The 22,593-nt window shown below is 72.7% G+C and carries 21 protein-coding genes; 13 read left to right on the forward strand and 8 right to left on the reverse strand.

What is annotated here, in order from left to right; genetic code table 11:
* Positions 1–304 precede the first annotated feature (304 nt).
* Positions 305–1,135 (forward strand): RNA polymerase sigma factor, encoded by an 831-nt coding sequence (locus tag ACFXJ5_RS32775; protein ID WP_384639270.1) that lies wholly within the window; start codon positions 305–307, stop codon positions 1,133–1,135.
* Positions 1,136–1,151: 16 nt separating this feature from the next.
* Here the strand turns inward: ACFXJ5_RS32775 and ACFXJ5_RS32780 are convergent, their stop codons facing one another.
* Positions 1,152–2,069: a LysR family transcriptional regulator gene (locus tag ACFXJ5_RS32780; protein WP_384639273.1), complete on the reverse strand. Its 918-nt coding sequence runs from the start codon at positions 2,067–2,069 to the stop codon at positions 1,152–1,154.
* A 72-nt stretch (positions 2,070–2,141) separates the two neighbouring features.
* Here ACFXJ5_RS32780 and ACFXJ5_RS32785 point away from each other — a divergent pair, with 72 nt between their 5' ends.
* Positions 2,142–3,092: a DMT family transporter gene (locus ACFXJ5_RS32785; RefSeq protein WP_384639275.1), complete on the forward strand. Its 951-nt coding sequence runs from the start codon at positions 2,142–2,144 to the stop codon at positions 3,090–3,092.
* Here ACFXJ5_RS32785 and ACFXJ5_RS32790 read toward each other — a convergent pair.
* Both ACFXJ5_RS32790 and ACFXJ5_RS32795 read right to left on the reverse strand, forming a co-directional pair.
* Positions 3,040–3,852 carry a GH12 family glycosyl hydrolase domain-containing protein gene (locus ACFXJ5_RS32790; RefSeq protein WP_384639278.1) on the reverse strand — a complete coding sequence of 271 codons (813 nt, stop codon included), beginning with the start codon at positions 3,850–3,852 and terminating at the stop codon, positions 3,040–3,042. The two genes, ACFXJ5_RS32785 and ACFXJ5_RS32790, sit on opposite strands and share 53 nt — an antisense overlap.
* A 121-nt stretch (positions 3,853–3,973) precedes the next feature.
* Positions 3,974–5,104 carry a winged helix DNA-binding domain-containing protein gene (locus tag ACFXJ5_RS32795; protein ID WP_384639437.1) on the reverse strand — a complete coding sequence of 377 codons (1,131 nt, stop codon included), beginning with the start codon at positions 5,102–5,104 and terminating at the stop codon, positions 3,974–3,976.
* A gap of 140 nt (positions 5,105–5,244) precedes the next feature.
* Between ACFXJ5_RS32795 and ACFXJ5_RS32800 the strand changes: the two genes are divergently transcribed.
* Positions 5,245–5,376 carry a hypothetical protein gene (locus tag ACFXJ5_RS32800; RefSeq protein WP_384639280.1) on the forward strand — a complete coding sequence of 44 codons (132 nt, stop codon included), beginning with the start codon at positions 5,245–5,247 and terminating at the stop codon, positions 5,374–5,376.
* A 27-nt stretch (positions 5,377–5,403) separates the two neighbouring features.
* On the opposite strand, the gene ACFXJ5_RS32805 is transcribed toward ACFXJ5_RS32800, so the two are convergent.
* Complete coding sequence (locus ACFXJ5_RS32805) at positions 5,404–5,808, reverse strand: hypothetical protein (RefSeq protein WP_384639283.1); 405 nt, start codon at positions 5,806–5,808, stop codon at positions 5,404–5,406.
* A gap of 157 nt (positions 5,809–5,965) precedes the next feature.
* On the opposite strand from ACFXJ5_RS32805, the gene ACFXJ5_RS32810 reads away from it, so the two are divergent.
* Positions 5,966–10,399 (forward strand): HAD-IC family P-type ATPase, encoded by a 4,434-nt coding sequence (locus tag ACFXJ5_RS32810; protein WP_384639286.1) that lies wholly within the window; start codon positions 5,966–5,968, stop codon positions 10,397–10,399.
* Here the strand turns inward: ACFXJ5_RS32810 and ACFXJ5_RS32815 are convergent.
* Complete coding sequence (locus tag ACFXJ5_RS32815; RefSeq protein ID WP_384639289.1) at positions 10,380–11,132, reverse strand: enoyl-CoA hydratase/isomerase family protein; 753 nt, start codon at positions 11,130–11,132, stop codon at positions 10,380–10,382. The two genes, ACFXJ5_RS32810 and ACFXJ5_RS32815, sit on opposite strands and share 20 nt — an antisense overlap.
* 137 nt (positions 11,133–11,269) lie before the next feature.
* On the opposite strand from ACFXJ5_RS32815, the gene ACFXJ5_RS32820 reads away from it, so the two are divergent.
* Entirely contained in the window at positions 11,270–11,917 is a 648-nt protein-coding gene (locus tag ACFXJ5_RS32820; RefSeq protein ID WP_384639291.1) for an HdeD family acid-resistance protein, read from the forward strand.
* Between the two features lie 176 nt (positions 11,918–12,093).
* A complete protein-coding gene (locus ACFXJ5_RS32825) occupies positions 12,094–12,582 on the forward strand; it encodes an ATP-binding protein (RefSeq protein WP_384639294.1) in 489 nt (162 codons plus the stop codon).
* A gap of 11 nt (positions 12,583–12,593) precedes the next feature.
* Here the strand turns inward: ACFXJ5_RS32825 and idi are convergent, their stop codons facing one another.
* The 3 genes from idi to galE form a co-directional block, all read right to left on the reverse strand.
* The gene (gene idi / locus ACFXJ5_RS32830; protein ID WP_384639296.1) at positions 12,594–13,202 is read right to left on the reverse strand and encodes an isopentenyl-diphosphate Delta-isomerase; all 609 of its coding nucleotides are present in this window, start codon (positions 13,200–13,202) and stop codon (positions 12,594–12,596) included.
* 52 nt (positions 13,203–13,254) lie between these two features.
* Positions 13,255–14,193, reverse strand: a complete 939-nt coding sequence (locus ACFXJ5_RS32835) for a cation diffusion facilitator family transporter (RefSeq protein WP_384639299.1) — start codon at positions 14,191–14,193, stop codon at positions 13,255–13,257.
* Positions 14,194–14,345: 152 nt separating this feature from the next.
* Positions 14,346–15,341, reverse strand: coding sequence for a UDP-glucose 4-epimerase GalE (gene galE / locus ACFXJ5_RS32840; RefSeq protein ID WP_384639302.1), 996 nt, complete (start codon positions 15,339–15,341; stop codon positions 14,346–14,348).
* A 191-nt stretch (positions 15,342–15,532) separates the two neighbouring features.
* On the opposite strand from galE, the gene ACFXJ5_RS32845 reads away from it, so the two are divergent.
* The 7 genes from ACFXJ5_RS32845 (at position 15,533) to ACFXJ5_RS32875 (ending at position 22,563) form a co-directional block, all read left to right on the forward strand.
* Positions 15,533–17,335, forward strand: coding sequence for a DUF5941 domain-containing protein (locus tag ACFXJ5_RS32845; RefSeq protein ID WP_384639440.1), 1,803 nt, complete (start codon positions 15,533–15,535; stop codon positions 17,333–17,335).
* On the forward strand, positions 17,332–18,081 hold the full coding sequence (locus tag ACFXJ5_RS32850) for a sugar phosphate nucleotidyltransferase (protein WP_384639305.1): 750 nt from the start codon (positions 17,332–17,334) through the stop codon (positions 18,079–18,081). Before ACFXJ5_RS32845 ends, ACFXJ5_RS32850 begins: the two co-directional genes overlap by 4 nt.
* A complete protein-coding gene (locus tag ACFXJ5_RS32855) occupies positions 18,069–19,130 on the forward strand; it encodes an iron-containing alcohol dehydrogenase family protein (RefSeq protein WP_384639308.1) in 1,062 nt (353 codons plus the stop codon). Before ACFXJ5_RS32850 ends, ACFXJ5_RS32855 begins: the two co-directional genes overlap by 13 nt.
* Positions 19,108–19,893: a CDP-alcohol phosphatidyltransferase family protein gene (locus tag ACFXJ5_RS32860; protein WP_384639311.1), complete on the forward strand. Its 786-nt coding sequence runs from the start codon at positions 19,108–19,110 to the stop codon at positions 19,891–19,893. Before ACFXJ5_RS32855 ends, ACFXJ5_RS32860 begins: the two co-directional genes overlap by 23 nt.
* A 50-nt stretch (positions 19,894–19,943) precedes the next feature.
* A complete protein-coding gene (locus tag ACFXJ5_RS32865) occupies positions 19,944–20,789 on the forward strand; it encodes a glycosyltransferase family 2 protein (RefSeq protein ID WP_384639443.1) in 846 nt (281 codons plus the stop codon).
* Positions 20,790–20,864: 75 nt separating this feature from the next.
* Positions 20,865–21,794, forward strand: coding sequence for an ABC transporter permease (locus ACFXJ5_RS32870; protein ID WP_384639313.1), 930 nt, complete (start codon positions 20,865–20,867; stop codon positions 21,792–21,794).
* On the forward strand, positions 21,787–22,563 hold the full coding sequence (locus ACFXJ5_RS32875) for an ABC transporter ATP-binding protein (RefSeq protein WP_384639316.1): 777 nt from the start codon (positions 21,787–21,789) through the stop codon (positions 22,561–22,563). The genes ACFXJ5_RS32870 and ACFXJ5_RS32875 overlap by 8 nt, the downstream gene beginning before the upstream one ends.
* Positions 22,564–22,593: the final 30 nt, after the last annotated feature.

The raw sequence follows: 22,593 nt of genomic DNA on the forward strand, positions 1-22,593 counted from the left end.
CCAGCCCCCAGGGCTGGGGGAGCTCGCGGCGTTGTCGTCAGTCAACGACGTCCCCCAGCCTGGCGGCTGGGAGGTGCCCCCACCGCGTCGCTTCCCTCCTCCGCCTTGCGATCACAGGCGCCAGACCCCGCTCCTTCTCCCACGGAGATCCACAAGACAGACCCTAGAGCCTGTCCGGCGCCGCGGGTGCACCGCCCGCGAGGTTGCCGACGCACTTTCTGTTATCCACTCCACGCCCTGTTCGTCTCCGACTCGGGGCCGGTTCATCAGGGGCGGGCCCAGGTGCACGGGAGAGGGTGACGGCATGCGCAGGGACGTACGACCCGCCGCCGCGACGGTCGAGGCGGCCCGCGAGGGGGACCGGCAGGCAGGGGACACCCTGATCGCCGAGAGCCTGCCGCTGGTCTACAACGTGGTCGGGCGGGCGCTGGACGGGCGCCCCGAGGTGGACGACGTGGTCCAGGAGACGATGCTGCGGGTCGTCCGAGGCCTGGGCGGACTCCGCGACCCGGCGGGCTTCCGCCCCTGGCTGGTCGGCATCGCCATGCAGCAGATCCGCGACCGCTGGCGCGCTCGGCAGGCCCAGCCGGTCTTCGAACTCACCGGGACGCCGGCCGGCCCGGCCGGCGCCGGGAGAGACTTCGTGGACCTGACGATTCTGCGGCTCGGCCTGTCCGGGCAGTGCGCCGAGGTCGCCGTGGCCACCCGCTGGCTGGAGCTCGCGGACCGCGACGTCCTGTCCCTGTGGTGGCTGGAGGCCACGGGCGAGCTCAGCCGCTCCGAACTCGCCGCCGGTTGTGGCGTCACCCCGCAGCACGCCGCCGTGCGCGTCCAGCGCATGAAGGCCCGCCTCGACGCGGCCCGCAGCGTCGTACGGGCGCTCGCCGCGACTCCGCGCTGCGGTGCGCTGGCGGGGCTGCTCAGTTCCTGGAACGGCGTGCCGTCCGCCCTGTGGCGCAAGCGGATCGCCCGCCACACCCGCGAATGCCCGCTCTGCGCGCGGCAGTGGGACGGGATGATCCCTGCCGAGGGACTGCTGGCCGGCCTCGGCCTGGTGCCGCCGCCGACCGGGTACGCCCCGCCGGGGCCGCCCGGTGCACCGGGTGTCGGCCATGCGGTGGCCGTGGCCGGCTGAGCGGGCGCAGGGCCCGTCATGCCAGGGCGCGTACGACCGTCGCGATCGGCGGCCAGGCCCACTGGCCGTCACGCGCCACCAGGAAGTGCCGCCGCCGCCCCACCAGCGGATCCAGCGGCCGGAACACCACGTCCTCGCGGGACCGCTCGACCCCCGACTCGGCCAGCAGCGCGACCCCGAGACCAGCGCCGACCAGCAGATTGACCAGGTGCAGGCTGTCCACCCGGTGGACGATACGGGGTGTGAAGCCGGCCAGCGCGCACACCCGCTGGACCAGCTCGTCGTCGTCGCTTCCCCGGGAGTTGGTGATCCATCCGGCGTCCGCGAGCCGCCGCAGCCGCGCGAGGGCGACGGTCGCGTCGGGCCCCGGGTCGTACGGATGCCCGGCGGGCAGCGTCAGCAGCATCGGCTGCTCGGCGATCTGCCGGACGCTCAGCCCGGTGGGCACGGCGCGCGGCACCAGGCTGTAGTCGTAGACCAGGCCGAGGTCCAGTTCCCCGGCGAGCAGCAGCTCCAGGATCTGCTCGGGCTCGTGCTCGTACATCCGCACGTCCAGGGCCGGGTGCTGCCGGCGCAGCCGTACGAGAGCCGGTACGACCAGCGGCTCGGCGGCGCTCGCGAAGCTGGCCAGCCGCACCCGCCCGGCGGGCCCGGCCGTGCCGCCGCCGCTCAGCTCTGCGCGAGCCTCCTCCACGCGGGCCAGAATGCCCACCGCGTGCTCCACCAGCCGCTCCCCGGCCGGGGTCAGCCGGACCCGCCGGCCCACCGGGGCGAGCAGCCGGGCGCCGACCTCCTGCTCCAGGACGGCGAGATGCTTGGAGACCGCCGACGTGCCGTAGCCGGTGCGCTCGGCGACGGCCGCCATCGTGCCGAGCCGGCTGAGCTCGACCAGCAGACGCAGCCGGCCGAGGTCGGGGAGCTGATCCTCAATCATCCACCAATAGTAGACATTGCATCCGCCAATGACGCGTGGACAGACATGGACACCAGGCGATCCAATGGCCCGGTGACGACGACAAGCACCGCTGTGACCTCCCCGAACGCCGCGCGCAGGATGCCCGCGGCGGTGCTCGTCCTCGCCGCCATGACCGTCCTGCACACCGGCAGCGCCCTGACCACCGAGCTCTTCGACGACATCGGCGCGGCCGGCACCACCTGGCTCCGGGTGACCTTCGCCGCGCTCCTGCTGCTCGCCTTCACCGGCCGCTCCCTGTGGCGGGCGCTGCGGGCCGCGCCGCACCGGGACGTGATCGCGGTGGTGCTGCTCGGCGCGGTCAGCGGCGGCATGATGCTGCTGTTCTCCGAGGCCGCCGCCCGCATACCGCTCGGCACCGCGACCGCCCTGGAGTTCCTCGGCCCGCTGGTCGTCGCCGTCGCCTCCCTGAGCCGCCGCCGCGAACTCGCCTGGCTGCTCCTTGCCGTCGGCGGCGTGCTCTGCCTGACCTCGCCGTGGCAGAGCGGCGCCAATGTCGCCGGCATTCTCTTCGGCATCGGCTCCGGCGCCTGCTGGGCGCTCTACGTGATCGGCACCCAGCACGTCGGCAGCCGCTTCAAGGCCCAGCACGGCCTGGCGCTCTCCCTCACCGTCGCCGCCGTCTTCACGGCGCCCTTCGGCGCGGCGGGTGTCGTCGCCGACCCGAAGTGGGGGGTGATCGCCGCGGTGGCCGGCATCGCCGTCCTGATGCCCCTGGTGCCCTTCCTGCTGGAGATGCAGGCCCTCCAGCGCATCGGCAAGACCGCCTACGGCACCCTCGCCGGCCTCGAGCCCGCCGTCAGCCTCCTCGCCGCCATGGTCCTGGTCTCCCAGACCCCGACCGCCCTCCAGGCCGTCGGCACCGCCCTCGTCGTCACCGCCGGCATCGGCGCCGCCCGGGGCGGGAGCCGGTCCACCGGAGGCCGTGAGGTCAGCCGACGTTCGTCGAGTACGCCGTCGTGTCCAACTGCGCCTTCCCCGTGAAGACTTCGGTGCCCGCCTCCACGCTGCTCAGGTAGTCGGTCTTCGAGACCAGACTCCGGCGCACCAGCGCCTGAAGGAAGTCGTCCAGGTTGAAGTCGACGGACGTGGTGTTGCCGACCCGTACGAACGAGTACACGTTCCAGCCGATGTTGCCGACGTACAGGTCCCAGTAGGCGCCCGCGATCTTCACCCGCTGCTTCTTCGTGCCGAGTGGGCCCGCGCCGCCGTTCTTGTCCAGCCAGACCATCACCTCGTGCTTCGGCGTGCTCTGCCAGTCCGTGTCGGCGGTGTCGTGCAGCCACAGGTCGTACGCGACGTTGTAGACGCTGTCCGTGGAATCGGTGACCTTGAAGGCCCACGTGCTCTTCACCGGAGTCCTCGCCGACAGCTTCACCGGGAGACCGGTGTCCTTCGACTTCCACCCCCAGTGCCAGCCCAGCACGCTGCTCGCGTACGACTTCACGGCGTTGCTCTGGCCCGACCACTCGTAATTTGTGCCCCAGCCGATGGTGTTCCCCGAGCGGTACGAGTCCCACACGCAGGACCAGCCGGTGCCCTTGTCCGAGCCCCATGTGTTGTTGTTGATCCAGTACTTGCCCATGGTGATCGACTCGTACGCCGCGCAGCCGCTCGCGGCCTGGGCGCTGTCGGCGGACGAGTCGATCGCGTACACCGTCCCGCCGCCCAGCGCGGCGAGGGCGACTGCGGCGGCGGTGAAGCGCTTACGGGTGACCCGGTGACGTCCGGCGGGGGCAGGCATGGGGTGGCCTTTCGGTTCGGTGACTTACGCCCCCAGGTCGCCGCCGGTCGCCGAAAGGTTGCTTCGCCCGGACGTGGTGCCGTGGCGACGTCGTGACGTGGTCGACCCGGACGTGGCCGGCTCAGACGTGGTCGACCAGCCGCCACGTCGCGTCGACCCCCAGGAACCGCGCGAGGTCGGCGACCTCCTCGTCCACCCCCGCCCGCGTGGCGGCGGACAACCGCCCGCCCAGCGGCTCCACCCGCACCTCCATGCGGCTCGCGCCGCGCCATTCGTGCCGCCAGGTCGCGGCCACGGCGCCGTCCGCCAGCACGCAGGGCATGAGCAGGCCGCCGCCCGTCGCGATCCGGGTGGCGAAGGACGGCGAGAGCAGCAGGTCGCGGTCCCGGTAGCCGAGCAGGTAGGGGTCGAAGTGGCCGGTCAGCCGGACCGGGAGCGGGCCGTCCGGCGGGGCCGAGCCGGCGCCGGCCCACAGCGGCTCGCCGCCGGGCCCGTGCACCGGGGTCAGCCGCCCGTCCCCGGCGGCCGCCCGGACACCGCGCCGGGCCTGGCCGAGGGGCAGTCCGGACCAGCGCGCGAAGTCGCCCTCGCCGACCGGCCCGTACGCCGCCGCATGCCGCGCCGCCAGCTCCGCGAGGGCCTCGTCGCCGGCCAGGTCCGGACCGCCGACCCCGCGCAGCCACTCCTCCCGCAGTACGTACGTCGCCTTGTCGCCGGCCGCCTCCGGGCCCCGGCACACCAGGCCCGACCCGGCCGCGTACAGCAGCAGGTGGGCGGGCGCCTGGCTGCGCGGGTCGAGGACGATCCCGAACTCGCCGAGCCGGGCAACCAGTTCGTCCCGGAGCATGGGCGGCTGCCCGGCCAGCGCCTTCTCCAGGGCGGGAAGCGCGCGTGCGCAGGTCTCGTCGTCCAGGCCGAGCTGCTGCCGCCTGCCGCGCTGCGAGTCGGCGACGCGCCGCCCGAGCAGCCCGGTCATCCAGCGCGCGTCCTGCGCAGGGACGGCGTGCAGGGTGCCGCGCATCAGCCAGGTCCGTACGACGGCCGGGCCGTCGGGTCCGGCCGCGCAGGCGGCATCCATGGCGGCGGCGGTGAGCCCGGCGCTGCGGACCCGCAGTTGCAGCCGGCAGGCCTTGGCGTCCTGCGCCTGGAAGGCCGCGGCCCGGCGCGTGGCCTCGGCGGCATCGCGTGGGCGTGGACCGGCGAGTCCTTGGGCCCGCAGCCGCATGGCCCGTACGTCGGCGGCGGTCAGCATCTCCACGACTGCCATCCTGCCGGACCGGGCCGCTTGTCACCGAGCGTTCACCGGGGCGTGGCCCGGTATCGGTACGGCGGACGCCGGCAGAGCGCAGAAAGGAGGAGAACGGAACAACAGCGAAAAGGAGGTGGTCCCCGATGGCGGACTTCTTCACTGCGATGCTCGGCAAGGCCGCCCTGGCGCTCCTGGAAGCGCTCGTCCTGCGCCTCCTCATGCAGCTCTGGACCGCCTACGCGCGCTCGCAGCGCGCCACCACGGCCGCCGCCTGACCCGGCGCGGCACCTGCTCTACGCCCTCTACGCCCTCTGCGCCCCGTCGCCCCGCCCCTTGCCCCGGGCCACGACGGTGGCCGCGCCGATGGCCAGCGCGACCGGCCAGTCGACCGCACCGGCCAGCGCCAGCGCACCCAGACCACCGTAGAAGGCGAGCTGCCTCGGCGGCGGCAGGGGCGGCAGGTGGGAGGTGATCACATGGGCGTTGGCGGTGAGGTCGCCGGGGGTGAAGTAGGGGATCGGCACGTCGGTGTGGGCGGTGTGCATCCGGACGGCAGGGGTGCCGCCGGACTGCGAGCGCTCCGTCCGGCGGGCTGTGGACGCCTTCCGGGCGGCCGTCTTCCTGCGCTGTGTCGTCTGGCTGCGCTGTGTCGTCTGGGCCGAACGACCCGAAGCGGTCCTCCGCCCGGTCTCTGCGGTGCTGGACATGTCGCCTCCTCGTTGCTGCCTCACGGAGGGCGGTATGCGGTCCGATGGGCTCCGCCTACCGCACGTGAAGTGCAATAAACCCCAGATATCAGGCATTTACTCCCAAAACTGGGGTAGCCGGACAGCTCTGCCACGAACCAGGAGCGGTGGTGAGGCGGTGCGAGTCCCGGGAGTCGGATTGCTGCGGGCCGCGGCACGGCCCGCGATGGGTGTGATCGGACTCCTGGCCGGGCCGGCGCCCGAGGGTCGGGCACGTGTACGGACCTTCGAGGGGCGCGCGCATGTCGCGATGCGCGGGCTGGGCGCGGACGGCGGGACCAGGGCCGCCGCTGCCGCCGAGGCCGTCGAGCAGCGCCTCAAGGAGCTGTCCGGTGTCCGCTGGGCGGCCGTGAACGCCGTTCTCGGCGTCGTCGTGGTCGCCACCGAGGGCGAGCCGGCCGACGAGGACACGCTGCAAGCGCTGATCGACGTCGTCGAGGCGGTCGAGGAGGCGCACGGGGCGGAGGGCCCGCTGCCCTCCCACCCGGTGTCCCCCGCACCGGCCGGGCGGGCCGCCTGGGCCCTGGCGACCCAGGCCGCGGCCCTGCCCTTCGCCGTCGCCGGGCGACTGGTCAGCATGTCCCCGCTCCCTGTCGAACTCGCCTCCCTCATCACCGTCATCGACACCCAGCCCAGACTGGTGCGCCTCGTGGAGAACGCCGTCGGCAAGCGGAACGCCGGCCTGGTGATCGCCGGTCTCAACGCGGCCGCCCAGGCAAGCTCCGGCGGCTTCCTCGGGCTCGGCGTGGACGCCGTCCGGCACGCCGTGAACACCGCCGAACTCGGCGCCCACCGCACCGCCTGGAGTGCCGCGGAACCGGACCTCGCGGGCGCCCCGCACCACGCCGGCGCCGCCTGGGAGGAGCCGCCGCCCCGCGAGACCCCGCTGCGGGACGGCCCGATCGAGCGGTACGCGGACCGGGCGGCCCTCGTGGCGGCGGCGGCGTTCGCCGGGGCCCTGGCCGTCACCCGGCGCCCGGCCGGCGCCCTGAGCGCGGCCCTCGCCGCGATCCCCAAGGCCCCCGGGCTCGCCCGCGAAGGCTTCAGCGCCACCCTGGGCGGAGCCCTCGCGCACAGCGGCACGATCGTCCACGACCCCGAAGCACTGCGCCGCCTGGACCGCATCGGCGTCGCCGTCCTCGACTCGGCGGCGCTCACCACGGGCTCGTACGTCCTCGCCGACCTGGTGGCCCTCGACGAGGACGCCCCCGGCGGCCGCCTCGCCGCCACCGCCCACCGGCTCTTCGACCCGGGCCGCCCGGACCGCGTGAGCGGGGACGGCGACTGGGCGCTCGGCCCGGTCGGCCGGCTCGGGCTGCGCGGCCGCACCGGCGCCCGGGCCCGGGCCCGGCTGGAGCGCGAGGGCGCCGCCCACGTGCTCGGCCTGGCGGAGGGCAACCGGCTGCTGGCGGTGGTCAGCGTGGTCCCGGAGGTGCACGACGCCGCCGAGGCACTGGTCGCCGCCGGCCACCGGGCCCGACTGCGGGTACTGGCGGCCGGGCCCGCCGATGCTGCCGCCGCCCTGGTGCCCGGAGCCGATGACGTCGTGCCCGGCGGGCCCGAACTGGCCGTGTCCGTACGGCGGCTGCAGAAGGACGGCACCGGGGTCCTGCTGCTGTCCCGGCACCGGGCGGCCCTCGCGGCGGCCGACGTCGGGATCGGCGTCAGCGCGGCGAACGGGGCTCCGCCCTGGGGCGCCGACCTGTACGCCGGGGACGATCCGGCCAGGGCGGTGGTGGTCGTCGAGGCCTGCGGCACGGCCCGCACCGTCGCCCGCCGCGGCGTCCGGCTCGCCCAGGGGGCGGCGGGGCTCGGCAGCGCGGCCACCCTCGCCCGGCGTTCGCCCCGGCTGTCCGCGCGCAGCCTCACCGCAGTCAACGCTGCCGCCGGGCTGGGCCTGGCCTACGGCGCCTGGTCGGCGGCGGAGCTGCTGCGGCGCCCCCCGGAGCGGCCTTCGGCGCAGCAGCCCTGGCACACGATGACCCCGGAGACCGTACTCGCCAGAACCGGCAGCACCGAACGGGGCCTGACCGACCGTCAGGCCGACGACCGCACCGGCCCGTCGGACGACCGGGACCGCCATCCCTCCTTCGCCCGCGCGGTGGTGAAGGAGCTGGCCAATCCGCTCACCCCGATCCTGGCCGGCGGCGCCGCCCTGTCCGCGGCGGTGGGCGGTGTCCTGGACGCCGGCATCATCCTCGCGGTGACCGGCCTGTCCGGGCTCATCGGCGGCACCCAGCGGCATGTGACCGACCGCGCCGTCGAACGGCTGCACCAGCGCTCGGCGGTGTCGGCCCGGGTCGTCCGCGACGGGCAGGGGCGCACCGCCGCGGCTGAGGACCTCGTCGTGGGCGACATCGTCAACCTGGCCACCGGGGACGTCGTGCCGGCCGACTGCCGGCTGCTGGAGAGCCACGGTGTCGAAGCGGACGAGTCCGCACTGACCGGCGAGTCGATGCCGGTCGCCAAGGCCGTCGAACCGGTCCTGGCCGCCGACCTCGCCGACCGTACGTCCATGGTCTACGAAGGCACGTCGCTGGCCGCCGGCCGGGCCCGCGCGGTCGTGGTCGCGACCGGCGAGGCCACCGAAGCGGGCCGGGGCGCTCGGGCCGGCCGGGGCGCGCCCCCGCAGGTCGGCGTGGAACGCCGGCTCGCGCAGATCTCCCGGTCCACGGTGCCGGTCGCGCTCGGCTCGGCCGGCGCGGTGGTGGTGGCGGGGCTGCTGCGTGGGCGTCCGGCCCGGGAGACCGTCGGCGCGGGCGTCGGCCTGGCCGTGGCCAGCGTCCCCGAGGGGCTGCCCTTCCTCGTCTCGGCCGCCCAACTGGCCGCCGCCCGGCGCCTGTCCGAGCAGGGCGTACTCGTACGGGACCCGCGCACCATCGAGGCGGCGGGCCGCGCGGACGTGCTGTGCTTCGACAAGACCGGAACCCTCACCAAGGGCCGTATCGATCTCGGCGCCGTGGCGGTGGACGGCCGCAGCGTCCCCCTCGACCGGCTCGGACCGCAGGAGCGGGCAGTACTGGCGGCGGGCCTGCGGGCCACCCCACGGCCGCGCGGCAACGCCAAGCTGTCGCACTTCACCGACCGCGCCGTGGTCGCCGGCGCCGAGACCGCGGGCGTGGCCCGTGACGCGGGGGCACGGGGCTGGCGGCGCAGCACCAGCCTGCCCTTCGAGCCGAGCCGCGGCTTCCACGCCACCCGGGGCCGCGGCGGCAAGAGGTCGCTGCTGTCGGTGAAGGGCGCGCCGGAGGAGGTGGTCGAGCGCTGCGCGACCCGCGGCGGCGGGCCGCTGGACCGGGCGGCCAAGGACCGGATCCTGGTCGAGGGCGAGAAGCTCGCCGCCGAAGGCCACCGGGTCCTGGCGGTCGCCGAGCGCGAAGGCGCACCCGGCGGCAAGCTCACCGACGACGCCGTGGACGGCCTGGACTTCCTCGGCTTCCTCGCCCTCACCGACCAGGTGCGGGGCACCGCCGCCCGCTCGGTGCGCCAACTCGCCGAGGCGGGCGTGCACATCGTCATGATCACCGGGGACCACCCGCAGACCGCCGAGTCGATCGCCCGCGAGCTGGACGTCCTCGACGGCGGCCAGGTGGTCACCGGCGCCGAACTCGACGCCCTGGACGACGACGCCCTGGACGAACTGCTGCCGCGCGTCGGCGTCGTGGCCCGCGGCACCCCCACCCACAAGGTCCGCGTGGTGCAGGCCTTCCAGCGGCTCGGCCGCACCGTCGCGATGACCGGCGACGGCGCCAACGACGCGCCCGCCATCCGCCTCGCCGACGTCGGGATCGCGCTCGGCGGACGCGGCGCACCGGCCGCCCGCGCGGCGGCGGACCTGGTGGTGACCGACGACCGGCTGGAGACCATCCTGGCCGCGCTGACCGAGGGCCGGGCGATGTGGGCCTCGGTACGGGAGGCGCTGGCGATCCTGGTGGGCGGCAACCTGGGCGAGATCGGCTTCACGGTACTGGGCGCCACCGTCACCGGCACCTCGCCACTGACGGCCCGTCAACTCCTGCTGGTCAACCTCTTCACCGACCTCGCCCCGGCCATCGCCGTCGCCCTGCGCCCGCCTGCCGAGGGCGCGGCCGAGCGCCTGCTGCGGGAGGGCCCCGAGGCCTCTCTCGGCACCGCGCTCACCGACGAGATCACCGTACGGGCCCTCGCGACCGCCCTCGGAGCCGGCCTGGGCTGGATCGCCGCCCGCGTCACCGGTCGGGCGGTCCGGGCCCGCACCGTCGCGCTGGCCGCCCTGGTCGGTTCCCAGCTCGGCCAGACCCTGCTGGTCGGCGGTCGCAGCCCGGCGGTGCCGGCCGCGTCGGTCGGCTCGATGGCCGCGCTGGCGGCGGTGATCCAGACGCCCGGCGTCAGCCAGTTCTTCGGCTGCACTCCGCTGGGCCCGGTCGCCTGGACCATCGCCCTGGGGGCGGCCACGGCGGCCACGGCGGGCTCGCTTCTCCTCCCGCCGGTGGCCGGGCGGGTCCGTACGGGGGTGGAGGCGCTGCGGTCCCGGGGCGTGGGCGTGGGTGTTGCTACCGCACCGTCCACGTGAAGCGCGCCTCGCGCCGCTCCAGGTAGGCGGCCACTCCCTCCGCCGTGTCCTTTGTGCCGTCCGCCTGGCGGGCCCAGTGTTCGACGCGGGCCGGATCGAGGTCCGGCGCGGCGAACTCCTTGGCGGCGGCCTGGGTGAGCAGGGACCGCGAGGCCAGCACCCCGGTGAACTCCTCGACGCGGTTGCCGAGAGCGCCGTCCGGCAGGACCTCGTCCACCAGGCCCGTGCGCAGTGCCCGCTCGTGGCCGATCAACTCGGCGGAGAACAGCAGGTACTTGGCGGCGGCGGGACCCACCAGGGCGACCAGCCGCCGGGTGGAGGACGCCGCGTAGACGATGCCGAGTCTGGCCGGGGTGACCCCGAACCGGGAGCCCTCGGCGGCGAAGCGCAGATCGCAGGCGGCGGCGAGCTGGCAGCCGCCACCGACGCAGAAGCCCCGGATGGCCGCGACCGTGGGCTTGGGGAAGGCGGCGAGCGCCTCCTCGGCCTCGACGGCCGCGCCCTGCGCGAGGGCGGAGCTCGCCGAGTCCCGCAGGTCCGTGATGTCGGCGCCCGCGCAGAAGGTGTCCCCGGCGCCGGTGAGTACGAGCACCCGCACAGCGGGGTCGGCCGCGAGCGAGTTGAGCAGGCCGGGCAGGTCGCGCCACATGTCCAGGGACATGGCATTGCGCTTCGCCGGATTGCTGATGGTGATCGTCGCGGTGGATCCGGTCACATCCAGCAGCAGAGGCATGCCCGAATCCTATCGGGCGATCTTGGAGGGCCGATGAGGGGCCGATGAGGGGCCTGCGAGGGGCCGATAAGGGGGTGAGCAGGGGCTTAGCTGAGTGAATCGGGGTATATCACCATAAACAAGGCAAGGAGACGGGCATGGCCACGTTGAGGGCGCATTACAGGCATCCCAAGCGGCCGGAGGCCCAGCTCAGCCGCAGCTTCGGCTGGGTGGCCGCGCTGGGCGTGATCCTGGTCATCGGCGGTGTGGTCGGCCTGCTGTACGTGGGGTTCGCCACCTTGACCACCATGATCCTTTTCGGCTGGCTGCTGCTGGTCGGCGGCATCGTCGGCCTGTTCCAGGCCGTGCAGAACCGCCACTCGAACTTCTTCTGGCTGGCCCTGGTGGTGGCGGCCCTCAACATCGCGGCCGGCGTCATCGTCATCCGGTTCCCCGAGGTCACGGCGGCCGCGCTCACCATGTTCATCGCGCTGCTCTTCCTCACCGGCGGGATCTTCCGGCTCTTCGGCGGCCTGGTGGTGCGGGGGCCGCAGATGGTGTGGACGATCGTGCAGGGCGCGATCGGCATCCTGCTGGCGGTGCTCGTGCTGGCCCACTGGCCGAGCAGCAGCCTGTACGTCATCGGGACGTTCGTGTCCCTCACGCTGCTCTTCGACGGGCTCGGGCTGATCTCGGCCGGAATCGGCGGACGGCGGATCGTGAGCATGGTGACCGAGGCGCGCACAGCCACCGAGGAAGGGTCCTTGCACACGGAACAAGGGCACCATCGGCGATCGGTGGAGTGACAGGTTCGCTCGGATGAGACCAAAGCCGGTCGAAACTTGCGGATTTCCGGTTAGGGGCTCGGGGATGTCCCCTTCGCTGCCGACACTCGATCTGTGAGGCGGATCCTGTCGTCGCCCGGAGGGGCGCGCGCGGGGACTGCGGGGAGCATCGCGCGAATGCGAGGGTGAATGCCGCCATGGAGGTCCGCGGGAGCGTCCCGCCCGAACCGGTGCCGACTGCGGCCCCGGCCAACCCGCGCCCGTACGAGGGTGCGTGGCGTTTCACCGCCCCCGCGCTGGACTCCTCGGTGCCGCAGGCCCGGCATGCCGTACGGGATCTGATCACCGACCGGGAGGTCCCGGTCGACGAGGTGCTCATGCACGGCCTGCTGCTCATCGTGTCGGAGCTGGTCACCAACGCAGTACGGCACGCGGCCCTGCTCTCCCCGGAGATCGTCGTCGAGGTGGCCGTCGGCACCGACTGGGTGCGGGTCGCCGTCGAGGACAACCACCCCTACCGCCCCAAGGCCCTGCAGGCCGACAGTGCCGACACCGGCGGCCGGGGGCTGCTGCTGGTCAAGGCGATCACCGCCGAGGCGGGCGGGATGTGCGACGTCGAGCACATCGCATCCGGCGGCAAGGTGGTCTGGGCCGCGCTCCCGCTACCGGCGAGCGCGACCCCGTAGGGCCGGCCGGACTACCAGCCCGCGTCCACCGTCAGCTCCCGGATCCCGGGCAGCGCGGCCTCCAGCACGGTCGGGAACCAGGCCGAGAACGGCCCGGTCTCGCGCAGCTCCTCCAGGTCGACCGGCGTGACGAAGGCGGTCTCGCCGATCTCACCCGGGTCGGGCCGCAACTGCTCGCGCACCAGGCCGACGAAGAGGTGGTTGTACTCCTGCTCCACCAGGCCCGACGCCGGGTCCGGGTGGTTGTAGCGGACCGTACCGGCCTCGCGCAGCAGCGCGGGCGGAGCGCCCAGCTCCTCGGCGGTACGGCGGGCGGCGGCGGCGAAGGGCGGCTCGCCGGGGTAGGGATGACCGCAGCAGGTGTTGGACCAGACCCCGGGGGAGTGGTACTTGCCCAGCGCCCGGCGTTGCAGCAGCAGTCTGCCCTCGTCGTCGAAGAGGAAGACCGAGAACGCGCGGTGCAACCGCCCAGGTGCCTGGTGTGCCGACAGCTTCTCGGCCGTACCGATCGTCACGCCGGTCTCATCGACCAGTTCGAGCAGGATCGGGGCGGAAGAGCCGTTGGCGGAGGGGTCTGCCGCGGGGGTACCGGGCCGGCCGGTGGCGGGACTGGTTGGCATGGCCATCCTTTGAATCGACGACAAGTCCTCAGTCTGCCTCACGCACCCGCTGTCAATGGCACAGCCGCGCCTCGTGCTCCGCGTGCCCGGCCGGCTCCAGCTGGAAGGTGCAGTGCTCCACGTCGAAATGATCGCCGAGGCAGCCCTGCAGGTCGTGCAGCATCTTCTCGTGCCCGACCGAATCCAGTGCGTCCTGCCGCACCACCACGTGCGCCGACAGCACCGGCATTCCCGAGGTGATCGTCCACACATGCAGGTCGTGCAGCCCCTCCACGCTCGGCAGCGCCAGGATGTGCGAGCGCACCTCGGCCATGTCCACGTCCTTCGGCGCCGCCTCCAGCAGGACCTCCACCGCCTCGCGAAGCAGCTTCCACGTACGCGGGACGATCATCAGCCCGATCAGCAGCGACGCCACCGGGTCGGCCTGCAGCCAGCCCGTCGTGATGATCACCACCGCCGCCACGACGACCGCGAGCGAGCCGAGGGCGTCGGCCATGACCTCGAGGAAGGCGCCCCGGACATTCAGGCTCTCCTTCTGGCCGCGCATCAGCAGGGTCAGCGACACCCCGTTCGCGACCAGCCCGATCAGTCCGAAGACGATGGTCAGCCCGCCCTGGACCTCAGCGGGGGCGATCAGCCGGCGCACCGCCTCGTAGAAGATGTACGCGCCCACACCGAACAGCAGCACCGCGTTGAGCACCGCCGAGAGGATCTCCGCCCGGGCGAACCCGAAGGTGCGGCGCTCGCTGGGCGGGCGGTTGGCGAAGTGGATCGCCACCAGCGACATGGCGATGCCGGCCGCGTCCGTGGCCATGTGACCCGCGTCCGCCAGCAGCGCCAGCGAGCCGCTGACCACACTGCCGACGACCTCCGTGACCAGCACCAGCAGAGTGATGCCCAGTGCCACCCGCAGCCGCCCCCGGTACGCCGCCGCGGCCGTCCCCGTCACGTCGGGCGCCGGTGCGTGCGTGTGCGAGTGCCCTGCCCCCATGCCTGTTGGCCCCTTCCGGTCCCGTCCCGGCGGATACCCGGCCGGGCGAGTCCCAGTTAAGCCCCGTCACTCGCCGTAGGCAACTCTGCAGTGAAGACCGTTGTCATGTGCGGTGACCTGCGGTGACCTGCGGTGATGAACGGTCGCCCGGCTCAGCCGCGGCGGGCCTGCGGGTGGTGGAGCAGCCAGCCCTGCCAGGCGGACTCGACCATGTCGCGCGGGCCACGCGCGGCGGACCAGCCGAGCTCCTTGCGGACCAGCTCGGAGGAGGCGACGACACGCGCCGGATCGCCGGGACGGCGGGGGGCGACGGCCGGCTCCACGTCCGCGTACCCCGTGACGTCGAGGATCAGGTCGATCAGTTCGCGCACCGACACGCCCTCGCCGCTGCCGATGTTGACCGTCAGGTCGGTGGCCGAACCCGGTTCGGCCTGCTCGGTCAGCTTCCGGGCGGCGGCGAGATGGGCGTCGGCGAGGTCCTCGACGTGGATGTAGTCGCGGATGCAGGTGCCGTCGGGCGTGGCGTAGTCGTCGCCGAAGATCTGCGGGACCTCGCCACGGGTTAGGCGGTCGAAGACGATCGGGACGATGTTGAAGACCCCGGTGTCGGACAGCTCGGGGGAGGCGGCGCCGGCCACGTTGAAGTAGCGCAGGCAGGCCGTGGAGATGCCGTGCGCCCTGCCCGCGGCGCGGACCAGCCACTCGCCGGCCAGCTTGGTCTCGCCGTACGGGCTGAGCGGAAGGCAGGGGGTGTCCTCGGTGACCAGGGACACGTCGGGCATGCCGTAGACCGCGGCGGAGGAGGAGAAGAGGAAGCGGCGGACGCCGGCCGCTGCGACGGCCTCCAGCAGGGTGCCGAGGCCGCCGACGTTCTCGCGGTAGTAGTACAGCGGCCGCTCGACGGACTCCCCGACCTGCTTCCTCGCCGCGAGGTGGACGACGCCGGTCACGCCGTGCTCCGCGATCACCGCGTCGAGCCGCTCCCGGTCGAGTGTGGAACCTGTGACCAGGGGCACTCCGGCCGGGATGCGCTCGGCGATGCCGGCCGAGCCGTCGTCGTACGCCACCACGTGCTCTCCGGCCCGGGTCATCGCCCGGACCACGTGCCCCCCGATGAATCCGGCCCCGCCTGTGATCAGCCACGTCATGCGGTCACCCTATCGGCGGGCGTGAGGCATCGTTTGTCCGGACGCTCCCGATCCCCCATGATGATCAACGCCGACCGCGCGACGATGAAGCGAACGGGTGGTGAACAGAAGTTCTCAGGAATCCGATAGCCTTCCCGCTCATGCCCGCCCATCTGGCGGAAAATCTTCGCAGTTCCAGGGAGTGAGTCCGTCTGTCGACCGCCATCCTCACCGGGCCGCCGGTCGCGGCGTCGCCGATCGAGGGCGACCTGCGCACCCTCGGCTTCGACGTGCTTCACGCGGACGGCCCCGGCGCCGTCGCAGCACAGCTGGCCGCGCTCCCGGCAGGGGAGCGCGTCGCGCTCGTCGACCCGCGCTTCGTCGGCCATGTCCACGCCCTGCGGCTGGCACTGACCGACCCCCGCTTCGACGCCGCCGCCGTCCCCGGAGCCCTGTCCGCCCAGCCCGCCGCCCGCCTCGCCCTCGCGCGGGTGCTGGCCGACCTGCCGGGTGACGCCCCGGTGGACGAGCTCGCGGCACGCCTGGACGCCGAAGGCACCCCCGTCCACCGGCCCGAGCTGGGTGTGCTGGTCGCCGCGGTGCCCACCGGTGAGGCCGAGCGCGAGAAGGCCGCGGCCGCGGTGGCGGACGTCGACGACGAGGCCGTACGGCTGCGCAGCGCCGTGAAGTCCCGGGACGGCTTCTTCACCACGCACTTCATCAGCCCGTACTCCCGCTACCTCGCCCGCTGGTGCGCCCGGCACGGCCTGACCCCCAACCAGGTCACCACCGCCTCCCTGCTGGTCGCCCTGGTCGCCGCCGCCTGCGCGGCCACCGGTACCCGCCCCGGCTTCGTCGCCGCCGGCGTGCTGCTCATCGCGTCGTTTGTGCTCGACTGCACCGACGGGCAGCTGGCCCGCTACTCCCTGCAGTACTCGACGCTCGGCGCCTGGCTCGACGCGACCTTCGACCGGGCCAAGGAGTACGCCTACTACGCGGGCCTCGCGCTGGGCGCGGCCCGCTGCGGCGACGACGTATGGGCCCTGGCGCTGGGCGCGATGGTGCTGCAGACCTGCCGCCATGTAGTGGACTTCGCCTTCAACGAGGCCAACCACGACGCGACGGCACTCGGTGAATCGGCGGGGTCCAGCCCCACCGCCGCACTGTCCGACCGGCTCGACAGCGTCGGCTGGACGGTTTGGCTGCGCCGGATGATAGTGCTGCCGATCGGTGAGCGCTGGGCGCTGATAGCGGTGCTCACCGCGACCACCACACCGCGCATCACCTTCTACGTCCTGATCGTGGGCTGCGCCTTCGCGGCCTGCTACACCACCGGCGGCCGCCTGCTGCGCTCCCTTGCCCGCAGGGCCACGCGCACCGACCGCGCCGCCCTGGCACTGGCCGAGCTGGCCGACTCCGGGCCGCTGGCGGAGGGCGTCGCAGCCGCGCTTCGGGGGCCCGCCCGGCGCCTGCCGGCCTTCACGGCCCCGGCGGTGGCGCTGCTCGGCGCCGGCGTGATCATCGCCACGTCGGCCTTCGCCCCGCGCGGCAGCTGGTGGCCGGTCCTGGCCGCGGCCGGATACGTACTCACCTCGGGCCTGGCCGTCGCCCGGCCCCTGAAGGGCCCGCTGGACTGGCTGGTCCCGCCGGTCTTCCGCGCCGGCGAATACGCCACCATCCTGGTACTGGCGGCCGTCTCCCAAGTGAACGAAGCGTTGCCCGCCGCTTTCGGGCTGGTGGCCGCCGTCGCCTACCATCACTACGACACGGTGTACCGCATTCGCGGCGGTACCGGGGCGCCCCCTCGGGCTCTGGTACGCCTTGTCGGCGGACAAGAGGGCAGGGCGCTGGTGGTGACCGCAGCCTCCGCCGCTCTGGCGGGCGGCTCGGGCCTCACCGTCGCCCTGACAGCCCTGGCTGTCCTGCTGACGGTGGTGGTGCTCACCGAGAGCATCCGCTTCTGGGTGTCCTCGCAAGCACCCGCAGTACACGACGAAACAGGAGAACCCGCATGATCGGCCTCGTGCTGGCCGCCGGCGCCGGACGGCGTCTGCGCCCCTACACCGACACCCTGCCCAAGGCCCTGGTGCCGGTGGACCCGGCGGGACAGGGGAGCACCACCGTCCTCGACCTCACCCTCGGCAACTTCGCCGAGGTCGGCCTGACCGACGCTGCGATCGTCGTGGGCTACCGCAAGGAGGCCGTGTACGAGCGCCAGGCGGCCCTGGAGGCCAAGTACGGCGTCAAGCTCCACCTCGTCGAGAACGACAAGGCCGAGGAGTGGAACAACGCGTACTCCCTGTGGTGCGCCCGGGACGTCATCAAGGAAGGCGTCATCCTCGCCAACGGCGACACCGTCCACCCGGTCTCCGTCGAGCACACGCTGGTCGCCGCCCGGGGACAGGGCCAGAAGATCATCCTCGCCCTCGACACGGCGAAGAAGCTCGCCGACGAGGAGATGAAGGTCATCACCGCCGACGGCGCGGGCGTCCGGCGCATCACCAAGCTCATGGAACCGGCCACCGCGACCGGCGAGTACATCGGTGTGACCCTCATCGAAGCCGACGCCGCCGCCGACCTCGCCGACGCGCTGAAGGCCACGTACGAGCGCGACCCGCAGCTCTACTACGAGGACGGCTACCAGGAGCTGGTCAACCGCGGCTTCCAGGTCGACGTCGCCCCCATCGGCGAGGTCTCGTGGGTCGAGATCGACAACCACGACGACCTCAAGCGTGCCCGGGAGATCGCGTGCCTGTACTGACGAGGCTGATCCCCTCGCCGGTGGTCGTCGACATCCGGGCTGGGGCCCTGAACGAACTGGCCATCCTGCTGGCCGACCAGCGGATCTCCAGCTCCGGCAAGCTCGCCATCGCGATCAGCAACGGCTCCGGCGCCAAGCTGCGCGAGCGGCTCGCCCCCGCGCTGCCCGGCGCCGACTGGTTCGAGGTCACCGGCGGCACGATCGACGGTGCGGTCAAGCTCGCCGACGCCATAAGGGGCCGGCGGTACGACGCGGTCGTGGCGCTCGGCGGCGGCAAGATCATCGACGCGACGAAATACGCTGCCGCCAGGGTCGGCCTTCCCATGGTCGCGGTCGCGACGAACCTGGCACACGACGGCCTCTGTTCGCCGATCTCGACCCTGGACAACGACAACGGGCGCGGCTCCTACGGCGTGCCGAGCCCGATCGGCCTGGTCATCGACCTGGAAGTGATCCGCGAGGCACCGGTCCGCTTCATCCGCTCCGGCATCGGCGACGCGATCTCCAACATCTCGGCCATCGCGGACTGGGAGCTGTCCCACCGTGAGAACGGGGAGCCCATCGACGGCCTGGCCGCCGCCATGGCCCGCAGCGCAGGCGAGGCAGTGCTCCGGCACCCCGGCGGCGTGGGCGACGACTCGTTCCTCACGACGCTCGCCGAGGCCCTGGTGCTCACCGGTATCGCGATGTCGGTCAGTGGCGACAGCCGCCCCTCGTCCGGCGCCTGCCACGAGATCAGCCACGCCTTCGACCTGCTCTACCCCAAGCGGGCCGCCGCCCACGGCGAGCAGGTCGGCATCGGCGCGGCCTTCGCGATGTTCCTGCGCGGCGCCAAGGAAGAGGCCGGCCTGTTCGCCGAGGTGCTGCACCGCCACGGGCTGCCGACCACGCCCGGCGAAATCGGCTTCACCGAGGGCGAGTTCGTCAGGGCCGTCGAGTACGCCCCACAGACCCGCCCAGGGCGCTTCACCATCCTGGAGCACCTGGACCTTTCCACCGACGAGATCAGGGACGCATACGCCGACTATGCCAAAACCATCAGTAGCTGAGCTGCGCCCGGTCGTTCACCCCGGCGGTATCAAGGACCGGCGCAACGGTGAGCACTGGGCCGGGCGCCTGTACATGCGAGAGATCTCGCTGCGGTGCACCCGGCACCTGTTGAACTCCCCGCTCAGCGCCAACCAGTACACCGGCCTGATGATCCTCGCCGGTATAGCGGCCGGCGCCGCACTGCTGATCCCCGGCCTCGCGGGGGCGGTGCTCGGCGCCCTGCTCATCCAGCTGTACCTGCTCCTGGACTGCGTGGACGGCGAGCTGGCCCGCTACCGCAAGCAGACCTCGATCACCGGCGTCTATCTCGACCGGGTGGGCCACTACCTGTCCGAGGCGGCTCTGCTGGTCGGGTTCGGCATGCGCGCGGCGGACATCTTCCACCAGGACGGCGGCTCCACCCACTGGGGCTGGGCCTTCCTGGGCACGCTCGCCGCGCTCGGGGCGATCCTGATCAAGGCCGAGACCGACCTGGTGGACGTGGCCCGCTCCCGCAGCGGTCTGCCCGCCGTGGAGGACGCGGCGTCCGCGCCCCGCTCCTCCGGCCTGGCGCTGGCCCGCAAGGCCGCCGCCGCGCTGAAGTTCCACCGCCTGGTGGGCGGCGTCGAGGCCTCCCTGGTGATCCTGGTCGCCGCCATCGCCGACACGATCCACGGCGACCTGCTCTTCACCCGGATCGCCGTCACCGCCCTGGCCGCGATCGCCGTACTGCAGACCGTGCTGCACCTCGTCAGCATCCTGGCATCGAGCAGGCTGCGGTGAGCGCGCCGTCGGGGACCCAGCAGCTCAGGCTCGGGGCGGTGATCATCACCATGGGCAACCGTCCCGAGGAGCTTCGTGACCTGCTGGACTCGGTCGCCAAGCAGCACGGACCCGCGATCGAGATCGCCGTGGTCGGCAACGGCTCCCCGCTGCCCGAGCTGCCGGCCGGCATCCGCACCGTGGAGCTGCCCGAGAACCTGGGCATCCCCGGCGGCCGCAACGTAGGCATCGAGGCCTTCGGGCCCGGCGGACGGGACGTCGACATCCTGCTCTTCCTCGACGACGACGGGCTGCTCCCCAACGAGGACACCGGCGAGCTGGTGCGCCAGGCCTTCGCCGCCGACCCCGAGCTGGGCATCATCAGCTTCCGGATCGCCGACCCGGAGAGCGGCACCACCCAGCGCCGGCACGTCCCCCGGCTGCGCGCCGCCGACCCGATGCGCTCCTCGCGGGTCACCACCTTCCTCGGCGGCGCCAACGCAGTCCGTACGTCGGTCTTCGCGCAGGTCGGCGGCCTGCCGGACGAGTTCTTCTACGCTCATGAGGAGACCGACCTGGCCTGGCGGGCCCTCGACGCCGGCTGGTTGATCGACTACCGGTCGGACATGGTCCTGAACCACCCCCTAACCGCCCCCAGCCGGCACGCCGTCTATCACCGCATGGTGGCCCGCAACCGAGTGTGGCTGGCCCGCCGCAACCTGCCCTGGCCGCTGGTCCCGGCCTATCTCGGCACCTGGATGCTGCTCACCCTGCTCCGCCGCCCGTCCAGAGCGGCTCTGAAGGCGTGGTTCGGCGGATTCCGGGAAGGATGGACCACCCCGTGCGGTCCTCGCCGGCCGATGAAGTGGCGTACGGTGTGGCGCCTCACCCGACTGGGCCGACCCCCGATCATCTGACAAGCTCGATCAGAGAGCATCGGCGCGAACCCGGGCCCGTACCGGACGCGCCACTAGAGGACGAAAGTGTCAACTGTGAGCGAGACAACGCACGACGGTGCGGTCGCCGTCGGTGCCGAGCCGGCGCCCTCGGCCGACACCGGACCGTCGTCGGCCGAGCTGGCCGCCAAGTACGGCCTCGCGGTCAGCGGCGCCAGGCCGGGGCTGGGCGACTACGTACGGCAGCTTTGGGCGCGACGGCACTTCATCTCCGCCTTCGCGCGGGCCAAGGTGTCCGCCCAGTACACCCAGGCCAAGCTGGGTCAGCTGTGGCAGGTCATGACGCCGCTGCTGAACGCGGCCGTCTACTACCTGATCTTCGGCCTGCTGCTCCACACCGACAAGGGCGTCGACAACTTCATCGCCTTCCTGGTCACCGGCGTCTTCATCTTCACCTTCACCCAGACCTCGGTGATGTCCGGCGTGAAGGCCGTCTCGGGCAACCTCGGGCTGATCCGGGCGCTGCACTTCCCCCGGGCGTCGATGCCGATAGCGTTCACCCTGATGCAGCTCCAGCAGCTGCTGATGTCGATGCTGGTGCTCTTCTCCATCGTGCTCATGACCGGCGAGGTCCCCACCTGGTCCTGGCTGCTCACGATCCCCGCCCTGTTCCTGCAGAGCGTCTTCAACGCCGGTCTTGCCCTGGTCGTGGCCCGGCTCGGCAGCAAGATGACCGACCTGGCCCAGCTGATGCCGTTCATCCTGCGCACCTGGATGTACATGTCCGGCGTCATGTACAGCATCAGCCACTTCGCGGCCGGCGCACCGTACTTCGTCAAGCTGCTGCTCGACGTGAATCCGGCCGCCGTCTACATCGACCTGATGCGCTTCGCGCTCATCAGCACCTACACGGCGGCCCAACTTCCCCCGCACATCTGGGTCATGGCCATCGGCTGGGCGCTCGTCGCGGGTGTCGGGGGCTTTGTCTACTTCTGGAAGGCCGAGGAGCAGTACGGTCGTGGCTGAGTCCCCGAACGAGAAGATCCCCACCGTCATCGTCGACGACCTCCACATCGTCTACCGGGTCCATGGCGCCGGCGGTGCCAAGGGCGGCGCGGTCACCGCGCTCCGGCGGATCGTCACCCGCCAGGGCAACCCCAACGTCCGCAAGGTGCACGCGGTACGCGGGGTCACCTTCACCGCGTACCGAGGCGAGGCCGTCGGCCTCATCGGCTCGAACGGCTCGGGCAAGTCGACGCTGCTGCGGGCCGTCGCGGGCCTGCTGCCCGCCGAGAGTGGCAAGGTCTACACCGAGGGCCAGCCGTCGCTGCTCGGCGTGAACGCGGCCCTGATGAACGACCTGACGGGCGAGCGGAACGTCATCCTCGGCGGCCTCGCGATGGGCATGACCCGGGAGGAGATCCGCGACCGCTACGACGACATCGTCGACTTCTCCGGCATCAATGAGAAGGGCGACTTCATCTCCCTTCCCATGCGCACCTATTCGTCCGGCATGGGGGCCCGCCTGCGGTTCTCCATCGCCGCGGCGAAGAACCACGACGTCCTCATGATCGACGAGGCCCTCGCCACCGGCGACCGCAAGTTCCAGAAGCGCTCCGAGGAACGCATCCGCGAGCTCCGCAAGGAGGCCGGCACGGTCTTCCTCGTCAGCCACAACAACAAGTCGATCCGTGACACCTGCGACCGCGTCCTCTGGCTCGAAAAGGGCGAACTCCGGATGGACGGCCCCACGGAAGAGGTCCTCGAGGCGTACGAGGAGTTCACCGGCAAGTGAGGGCCTCTTTTTCGAGGGCCCGGTTCGCCT

The organism is Streptomyces sp. NPDC059373 (assembly GCF_042751495.1).
Taxonomy (GTDB): domain Bacteria; phylum Actinomycetota; class Actinomycetes; order Streptomycetales; family Streptomycetaceae; genus Actinacidiphila.